The organism is Crenobacter caeni, from assembly GCF_010435965.1.
In the GTDB taxonomy this organism is placed as follows: Bacteria; Pseudomonadota; Gammaproteobacteria; order Burkholderiales; family Chromobacteriaceae; genus Craterilacuibacter; species Craterilacuibacter caeni.
Genome location: NZ_JAAGAA010000015.1, coordinates 103,666 through 112,020, shown reverse-complemented (window position 1 = coordinate 112,020; position 8,355 = coordinate 103,666). Strand labels below are relative to the sequence as shown.

Below are 8,355 nucleotides of genomic sequence, written 5' to 3'. Positions count from 1 at the left end.
TGTTGATCGCCATCAGCACCTTGCGCCCCTTGTCGTGCGCGTAGCGGATGCCGGCGGCGGCGGATTTTTCGTCGAAGTTGAGCCCGGCGAAGTTGCGGGCGTTGGTCTCGTTCTTGAGCCCCATGTATACCGCGTCGGCGCCGTGGTCGATCGCGGTTTTCAGGGCGGGCAGGCTGCCGGCGGGGCAGACCAGTTCGGGCAGGGTCGACATATTCTCAGGCCACCACTCGAATATCGAAAAGCAGTCGGCAGACCAACCTAATTTGCGCAGATGACATATCGTGTAATATAAAAATATTATTTCATGAATATCAATCTTCAACGAATGATCAATCCCTCATGAAACTACCTTCAATCAGTCAGTCCACGTTCAACCGCGTACACTGCAACCTGAACCCGACTATTCAAGCCAAGCTTCTTCAACACATTCTGAACGTGTATCTTGACAGTGCTGTCTGCAAGATTAAGGCATAGCGCAATTTCTTTATTGCTCTTTCCTTGAACAAGAAAGCGAACAATTTCACGTTCGCGCGTCGTCAGTTTTTCATAGTCAGCGGGGATTGGTGCCTGCCGATTATTTCCTTCCCTGACACAATCTACAAGCTTTGCAGTCATCGCAGGAGAAACAACAGACTGTCCAGAATTAACCTGCTCTATAGCAGAAGCAAGATCTGCACTTTCGATGTTTTTCAGGAGAAATCCACGAGCACCTTCACGCAGTGCCTGAGCCAATTCATCACTCTCTTCCGAGACGGTAAGAATAATAACTTTGATGTCAGGAAACTCTGCGATAATCAACCTGAGTGTATCCAGGCCGGAAAGGCCGGGCATGTTTAAATCAAGCAGAACGACATCAGGATTTAGCTTTCTCGTCAGCTTGAGACCTTCCCCGCCATCAGAGGCTTCACCGACCACTTCGAAGTGATCCTGCTTCTGCAAAAGCAGCCTCAATCCAGATCTAAACAGATTATGGTCATCAACCAATAGAATTCTAATCGGCATGTTTTCTCTCTTATTCTACGCGGCTTTACGAAGACGCTTACTCAGGATCAATCTGATCTTGGTCCCCATCCCCGGGCTTGTTTTGAACTCCAACTGCGCCCCTATCCTTTCAGCACGTTCCCTCATGATGTGCAAGCCGATGTGACCTTCACCCCGGGCATCGACCTCCGCCAGATCAAAGCCAGAACCATCATCAGTCACTTCTATTTGAAAATCTGGACTATTTAAAACATTAATACTTACGCTGCGGGCATTCGCGTGTTTTCTAATGTTTGAAAGCGACTCTTGCACAATGAAGAGTAGTTGCAGCTGCTGTTCAGGCGGCAACGGGGCTCCCCCCGCATCCTCCACAAAAAAAGAAACCGAAATGCCGGTCTGACGCGAGAAGCGATCTGCAGCCTCCCTTATTCCCTCAAACAACTCTCCAGGACCCAGCTTGCTGCGGAAATTCAACAAAAGCTCTCTGACATCCTGATAACTCTCATCAATCCCACCCGAAATCAACTCTACAATTTCTTCGACTTCGGCATGATCACCTACATTCCGTGCTCGTTTCAAAAGATCTACTTGCATCTTCAGGAAATTGAGACCCTGCGCGATGGAATCATGCAGCCCCTGTGCTAACAAATTCCGTTCTTGAGCAACTGCCATTTCGCGGGCACGCGCTGAAAGTCGCCTGTTTTCCAACGCGACACCAAGATGTTGACCCAGCAGGGAGAGCACTTGCGCCTCCGCAGCACTGAGATTGCGTTCTTTAGAAAAGAGAAGCGTGAATTCACCAAGCGATTGATCTAAACACGCAATTCTGAATGCTGCTAGAGAAACAAAACCACTCTTTGAACATGGCAACTTATTATTAGAATAATTCAGATTCTGAATAATAATCTTGTTCTGGAAGGTAGCATGACCACAATGACAAGCATTTACATGAGTGCACTGCTCAGCGCCAATCTGATCTTGTGGAAGTCCTTCAGAAACAACCAAATGCAGACGATCGCTTCGGCCATCCAAAACCCTTAAGCTACCACCTTGCGCATTGAAGTGTCGCATCACCTTGCCAAGGAAACCACTGCAAAGTGTCTCAATTTCTGCAGGTTGATTCAGAAAAACAAGGACATCGTAAAGAGTTGTTAACTCATGGTTCTGCCTTTCCATTCGCGCCGTTTTATCTGCTACCCGAGCTTCCAGGTCTCGATACAGGCTCTCTAGTTCGTCAGCCATTGCATTGAAACCTTGCATCAAACCACCAAACTCATCCCGACTATCGATAGGCAATCTAACTGTAAAATCATGGCTTGCCATTCTATGCACGCCATTCTGAAGTCTACCCAAAGGAAGAATTATCCATAGATACAGCAAGTATGCAATAGCAAGCGCCCCCAAACATACTGTCAACGCCAGCACGCCTTGGGAAAATCTAAGAAGATTGCTTTTCTGCTCGTTCGCTCGCTCAATCATCGAAACAAGCAAATTTGTTTGCGTTATAAAATCAGGCAGCAAAGCATAATATATTTTGCTACGATTCTCGATGTCTTTCGAATATATTGCCGGAACCATCTTATTACGCCAATGATCTGCGACTTTCAAAAACTGTTTTCTTACATCTGAATCATTAGGAATAAATAAAGGTCTACTTGGATCACCAGAAAGCAATCTATCGAGGAGTCTATTCTGTTCTTGAACTGCTTTATCTACATCAGATTGGTCAATGCCCTCTTCGCGATCCAGCTTAATCTGCACTAGATTAGCCCGCATTCGTAAGCTTCCTGCATCGTTAATAGCAGCACCAGCACCCTCGAGTTGCCATGAGAGCCACAGCGTCCCAACGATCATGGACATGATGACAATCAGTCCACCAATGTTGAGTGCCAGAATTCTGGTTGAAAGGCGGTGCCTCCAAACAAATTTTTCCTTGCCCATCAGTATCTATCACCAACTATTCATACATTTTGTGCACATTTGACCAGATGTGCCGTTACGAGCAGAATGACCCCATCCGTCATAGAGTGCAAGCCAATTTTGGTACAATAGGACACACCAAAGGCAAGAAAGCATCTGAACGCGGCGCATATCCAAGCAGCGCGCCAGAATCCAGATCAAAATACCAGCCATGCAAAGTCAGATTTCCTGCGGACTTTGCTGCCTTCACCCAAGGAAAAGTCTCCAGATTCTTTAGAGACACCAAAATTGATGCAAGCTCACAAGCTCTCCGTTGTTCCAGCAGCGAAGCGCCTTGCATCGTAGACATCACGCGCGCGCGCGCAGGCTCTGCGATTGACATCCATTTACCTATGAAATCATCTTCACGCGATGTGTTAATGTCCTGTTCAACAAGTGCGCGAATGCCCCCGCATTGCGCATGACCAAGAACAATAATACGTGAGACCTTCAAAGACTCGACTGCAAACTGGATGGCCGCTGACACACCGTGATGACTTCTGGCCGAACCACAAGGCGGCACCAGACTTGCAACAATGCGGACAGTAAAAATATCTCCCGGATCACAACCAAGTAGTAAAGCGGGATCTACCCTAGAGTCGCAACACCCAATCAACAAGGTACCTGGACGTTGTCCATGCTTAAGATCATTGAACAATCCTGGAGAATCTTCAAAATAGTGGCTCTGAAATTTTTCGAACCCATGAATAAACCGCTCAATGTCATGCATGCGCAACCACTTTCCTAACCACCAGTCTGGGCCATAAAGCGCACAACCTTATCAGGTTGCGTATTGAAATAATGACGTTCTGGCTTTTCTGAAATTGCCGAGAGAATTTCCGATTCAATCGCGGAATCACTTGCACCATCTCGCAGCATAGTGCCAAGCGGAACACTGTCTTCGTGCCCAAGGCACAAATATAATGTTCCATCTGCACCTAAGCGAACCCGATTGCAACGTTCGCAGAAATGTTGTGAACGTGGAGTGATGACACCAAAATTCACCAAACCATCCCCCCTAGACCAGTAACGGGCAGGACCGGCCCCTGCGTCATCCAAATGGGGTAGCAACCCGTATTTTCTGGCCAGACTTGCCCCAAGTTGGGTAACATCGACATATCCGGCAGCACGCCCGGTATCTCCAACTGGCATAGTCTCTATCAGCCTTAGAACAAATCCATTATTCAACGAATAGTCAAATAGGGTGTGAAGTGTTTCTACATTTACACCAGACTGAACGACACAGTTAAGTTTTATAGGCTTAAACCCGACTGACTTAGCCACATCAAGGCCTGCCAAAACATCTTCTAGGCAATCACGCCCTGTGATGCTTGCAAAGCAAGCCTTATCAAGGGTATCTAAACTGACATTGAGGCGACGAATTCCTGCACTGTAAAGTGCCTGGGCTTGACCCGAAAGTCGAGTAGCATTAGTCGAGAGTGACAAATCCTCAACCCCATCCAAAGACGAAACCATAGCCGCGAAATCGGCGATTCCTTTTCTGGTCAGTGGTTCTCCTCCGGTCAGTCTGATCTTAGCAATGCCAAGCGATACAAACACACCAACAAGTCTTGCCATTTCTTCATGAGAAAGCCAGTGTGCAGGTTCTTCAAAGCTTTTGAACCCCTTAGGCAAACAGTAACTACAGCGCAAATCACATCGATCTGTCACAGACACCCGTAAATAGTTGATCTGCCGTCCAAAACCATCGATCAGCCTTTTTTTATTTGACATTTAATCGCCCGCATTCATTCAAAATATTCCTGCTCATAGGAGCGGACTACTCTTCCAATTCCCGGTAGCAAACAGGTGACGCAACAGTCACTGCATCGCTACTACCTTCATTTGAGAGTTTGGCAAGTGATGCTTCGACGAGGGCATTCGCGAGTGCCGTAGCTTCTTCTGCAGCATCACAACCCTGTCGCTTGCGCAAACCAATATTTGTCAACACCAAATGCTCATCCGGGACGATACCGACCTGACCAAGACAGGCTGCCACGCAGGAGAGTTCACACCCATCCAGGGCAAGAATGGGCAATCCCGACCTAGCCAGTCGGACTAGCGATGGCACACCGCCACCAACGCCACTAATGCATGACATCCGCGCCCGGCCACTCCGATCAAGATCAAGTGCGATGTTGTTGCACAACTGAGCCACATTTGAACAGCCGCTGCAGGCATAGACCAAAGGAACGACGCGCCGATCCGGGTGCCCAGTCATACATCTCTCCTGCCTTGAAGACATCACACAATGGATGTTGGCATGATCATGTCTTGCCGCTTGCATGACTATTGCCCGATGGAACTAATCACTTTGGCACGACGCCCGCTTCTAGGGAACTTCCAGAAACCTCCCGTTCTGGCTTGATCTGACAGCTCGCTAACCGAGATGCCCTGATGAAGAGCCTGTTCGCCGCTGGAAAACGTGAAAGCAAGCTGTCCAAGCTGGGTGATCCGTTGGAGTCGCTGGGCCGCCATGTCGACTTTGCCGCGTTAGCGACCAGCGTCGACCGGGCATTGCCGAGGCCGCACCGCTACTTTGGCGGTCGGCCGCCGTACCCAACCGAGTTGATGATCCGCCTGCTCGTGATCCAGCAGCTGTTCAACCTGTCCGATGCCCAGCTTGAATTCCAAGTGCTCGACCGCGCCAGCTTCCAGCGTTTCCTCGGCATCCGCGACAGCGGCACGGTGCCCGACCGCAATACGGTGTGGGCCTTCCGTGAGCGCCTGGTGCAGGCGGGCTTGGGTGCAAGCTTGTTCGACGAAGTGAACCGCCAACTGCAGGCCGAAGGCTACCTCGCCCGTTGTGGCCAGATCATCGACGCCACCCTGGTGCCGGTGCCGACCCAGCGCAACGGCCGGACCGAGAACGCACAGATCAAGCAGGGTGAAACGCCGGAGGACTGGTCGGCCAAGAAGCGGGCGCACAAGGATGTCGACGCCCGCTAGACCGAGAAGCATGGCAAGCAGACCTTTGGCTACAAGTTATCGGTGTCGACCGACTGCCGCTACAAGCTGATCCGCACCGTGCATGTCAGCCCGGCCAACGAAGGCGACCAGCCCCATCTGTTGAACGTGCTCGACCGGAACAATACCAGCCGTGACCTGTACGCCGACCGCGGCTACACCGCGCGGGAGGTCCTCAAAGCGGACGGCTGGCGGCAACACATCCAACGCCGAGCCAAGCCGAAACAGGCACTCTCCGAAACGCAGGCCGGTCGTAACCGGCGCATCGCCAGGATCCGTGCACGTGGTGAGCATCCGTTTGCGGGTCTGCGTGCGCTGGGTGGCAAGTTCCTGCGCAGCGTCGGCTTGGCACGGGCGAACTTGCAGTTGCATCTCAAGGTGCTGACCTACAACCTGAAGCGGATGTGCTGGCTGAAAAACAACGGGGTGGCCGCCTTCTGACGCTCGGAGTGCGTCCGGAGTCCGCGAAATGCGGGCTTCGGAGGCAAAAACAGCAGGATCAGCAACGCCAGTTGCGCCAATCTGCGGAAAATTTGCTCAGCAAGAGGACTTGCTCACTTGGAGGCAGGTTTCTGGAAGTCCCCTCAAGCAGGGCAGCCGACGGACTGCCTCGAGACTTTATAGACCGGCATCCGACCGGCCAGAGACTCAGCCGGCTGACCGCAAGGCGACGAGCCGCGCCAGAGCCTCGGGGCTGGCGATGCTCTCCAGCCGGGCCACCAGCCTTTCGGCCTCGGTAAAATCGGTGCAAGGCTGCCCGCCTGGCCAGAAGGCGGCAAGGATCTGGGTATCGAGGAAGTCCTCGAACCGGTAGATCAGGCTATCCTGCAACTGGTACCAGGCAATGACCCGGTGCAGGTAGAGACCGCCGTGTGCCGGCTTGCCGGTGGTGAACCAGTGCGCGGCCGTCAGATCGCCCGACAGTATCGACCAGTGGCAATGAAACACCAGGGAGCCGACCATCATGCCCTGGATCGCCCGGAACATGTCGAGGATAGACTCCCGTCCTTCGGTCCTTCCACCAAAGGGCTCGCCGGAAAAGTCGAGCACACAGTGTGGGTGCATCATGCGGCGCATGGTGTCCCAGTCGCAGGCGGAAAAGGCGCGGTAACAATCGATTATATGGCTTGCTTCGGCTTTAATCGCCTGAAGGCTAGGCTTCCCCTTTCCCAGGACGCAGTTACCCCACGCGCACCGTGAGAGACCTGCCCAACTACGTGAAGCGGTTGAGAAATGCTACGCGAATCTGTAACTCTACCACCTGACGTTCAAACGTTCGCGCATGACGCGCTCACCCTGCCGCTTGAAGCAGCGTATCTTCGTTTCGACCAAGCTACGCCCGTGGTAGACACTCCAGCGCTTCCAGATCGTTTCGCCTAGCCTGCGGGTAACACGTAGAATTATGTTCCGCGCCCTGGCGCCCGAATCATCCTCCTTCCACAGTCGGCCATTCTTGCGAACCGGGATGATTGCTTCGGCATGGCGTGCCACAATAGCCGCGTGGCAGGCTTTGGTGTCGTACGCGCCGTCGGCGCTGACGCTCACAATCGCCTCGTCAGATGGAATCTGCTTGAGTAGCGCTGGCAACATCGGAGGTGTCACCCACGCCATTGCCGGCCACTTCGATCGCGCGGATCTCCAGCGTGTCTGCATCGATCCCCAGTGCACTTTGCGCCACTGGCGCCGGTATTCGACACCATGTTTCTTACGCTTCCACTCGCCTTCGCCGAGAAATTGGATACCCCTGCGATACCACCACATCTGGTGAACAACTGTTTCTCCACCTATTTGGCGCACTCGGCCAGTTCGAGCGAAACCGGACCCGAGAGCGCCCCAGAGCCGCGCAGGAATCGGCGACTGCGCGCGAGCGCAGAGATGGGCGCAGGCCGCTGGTGACAGCCGACAAGTTACCCAAACCCTCGCGGGCAAGGGTAAGTTTCCAGATACGTTTAAACAGATGATCGTAGGGGATGCGACAGGTAGGCCAGTTACGGTACGCGTGGCGTAACTGCATCTAGGTAAAGGGAAAACATAGCCTTCAGTCGATTTGTTCAACAAAGCCGTATCTGGCACGCCTGATCGAGCGAGAAATCTATCGTTCACAATCGACTTTACCAACAATGCCGCGCTGGATCGTATTTGTTCAGCGCGCCAATCATGCCATTAGTATATTTTTCGTATTCGTGGCATCAAGCTGTTTTTATTGGCGAATCTTATTTTTTGAATTCGCCAATAAAAAACTTAATGATATCAATCAACGTTTTTGCATATTTTGGTTGTTTACATTGGATGTAAATTTCAAGATGAATTTTTCTGTATGCGCATATGGCATTTTATGCCCAATTTGGGTTGTTGCTACCATCGCAAGCCAGCATGGTCTTTCTGTCCGCTAAACCGTGGCAGTCACCCATCGACAGAACCAAATTACCCAACGGGGGGCACTTCCCG

7 protein-coding genes and 2 pseudogenes are annotated in these 8,355 nt (G+C 51.8%); 1 reads left to right on the top strand and 8 read right to left on the bottom strand.

Annotated features, from left to right (window positions below; genetic code table 11):
- From GZH52_RS15145 to GZH52_RS15120, 6 genes are all read right to left on the bottom strand, one after another.
- The coding region (locus tag GZH52_RS15145; RefSeq protein WP_432417444.1) for a peptidase U32 family protein at positions 1 to 211 on the bottom strand (211 nt) is incomplete at its 3' end.
- A 140-nt stretch (positions 212 to 351) separates the two neighbouring features.
- Complete coding sequence (locus GZH52_RS15140; RefSeq protein WP_163317541.1) at positions 352 to 1,002, bottom strand: response regulator; 651 nt, start codon at positions 1,000 to 1,002, stop codon at positions 352 to 354.
- Positions 1,003 to 1,017: 15 nt separating this feature from the next.
- Positions 1,018 to 2,922, bottom strand: coding sequence for a type IV pili methyl-accepting chemotaxis transducer N-terminal domain-containing protein (locus GZH52_RS15135; RefSeq protein WP_163317539.1), 1,905 nt, complete (start codon positions 2,920 to 2,922; stop codon positions 1,018 to 1,020).
- Positions 2,923 to 3,001: 79 nt separating this feature from the next.
- Entirely contained in the window at positions 3,002 to 3,670 is a 669-nt protein-coding gene (locus GZH52_RS15130) for a carbonic anhydrase (protein ID WP_163317537.1), read from the bottom strand.
- Between the two features lie 14 nt (positions 3,671 to 3,684).
- On the bottom strand, positions 3,685 to 4,674 hold the full coding sequence (gene moaA / locus GZH52_RS15125; RefSeq protein ID WP_163317534.1) for a GTP 3',8-cyclase MoaA: 990 nt from the start codon (positions 4,672 to 4,674) through the stop codon (positions 3,685 to 3,687).
- Positions 4,675 to 4,720: 46 nt separating this feature from the next.
- Positions 4,721 to 5,161 (bottom strand): putative zinc-binding protein, encoded by a 441-nt coding sequence (locus tag GZH52_RS15120; RefSeq protein WP_163317532.1) that lies wholly within the window; start codon positions 5,159 to 5,161, stop codon positions 4,721 to 4,723.
- Positions 5,162 to 5,337: 176 nt separating this feature from the next.
- Here GZH52_RS15120 and GZH52_RS15115 point away from each other — a divergent pair.
- Positions 5,338 to 6,348: pseudogene (locus GZH52_RS15115) on the top strand (IS5 family transposase).
- Positions 6,349 to 6,555: 207 nt separating this feature from the next.
- On the opposite strand, the gene GZH52_RS15110 reads toward GZH52_RS15115, so the two are convergent.
- Both GZH52_RS15110 and GZH52_RS15105 read right to left on the bottom strand, forming a co-directional pair.
- Positions 6,556 to 7,026, bottom strand: a complete 471-nt coding sequence (locus GZH52_RS15110) for a nuclear transport factor 2 family protein (protein WP_349290665.1) — start codon at positions 7,024 to 7,026, stop codon at positions 6,556 to 6,558.
- Positions 7,027 to 7,120: 94 nt separating this feature from the next.
- A pseudogene (locus GZH52_RS15105) lies at positions 7,121 to 7,650 on the bottom strand (IS5 family transposase); the annotation flags it as partial.
- Positions 7,651 to 8,355: the final 705 nt, after the last annotated feature.